The following is a 456-nucleotide window of genomic DNA, read 5'->3' on the forward strand; positions in this document are numbered from 1 at the left end:
CGCGCCAATGTGCTGACCTATTCCGCGCAGCGTGCGCTGATTGGCGATAAGGTGCTGGCGCGGGAATAGGCGCAAAGCGAAATCCGGCAGGGGATGAAGCCGAATGGTTCGACCGAGCCGACAACGCCCGAATACATGTGCCTGCGCGAAGCCAAATTCGAGCCCTATCGGCTGACCATCAAGGGCATGGTCGACCGCGAGGTCAGCTTTTCGCTGGCCGAAGTGCGCAACATGCCCAGCCGCACCCAGATCACGCGCCATGATTGCGTCGAGGGATGGAGCTGTAGTGCCAAATGGACGGGGACGCGGCTCGGCCCGGTGCTGGTTCAGGCGGGGGTGAAGCCGGGCGCTCGCCATGCCGTCTAGTCGTGATTCGCAACGAGTCACCGGACGCTGAGCCGGGCAGCGATCTTGACAGCGAGCTCGGCAAGCCGTGAATCCACAGCACCCACAGCG

Annotated in this window: 1 protein-coding gene; it reads left to right on the forward strand. The window is 63.6% G+C overall.

Going from position 1 to position 456, the window contains the following annotated elements:
* Window positions 1-93 precede the first annotated feature (93 nt).
* Window positions 94-366, forward strand: coding sequence for a molybdopterin-dependent oxidoreductase (locus VE26_RS00080; RefSeq protein ID WP_052715561.1), 273 nt, complete (start codon window positions 94-96; stop codon window positions 364-366).
* Window positions 367-456: the final 90 nt, after the last annotated feature.

Origin of the sequence: Devosia chinhatensis (genome assembly GCF_000969445.1) — a bacterium.
GTDB classification, from domain to species: domain Bacteria; phylum Pseudomonadota; class Alphaproteobacteria; order Rhizobiales; family Devosiaceae; genus Devosia; species Devosia chinhatensis.

Bases quoted from the DNA above. Each gene is read 5' to 3' on its own strand.
- VE26_RS00080 (WP_052715561.1), top strand. From the start codon at position 94: ATGAAGCCGAATGGTTCGACCGAGCCGACAACGCCCGAATACATGTGC.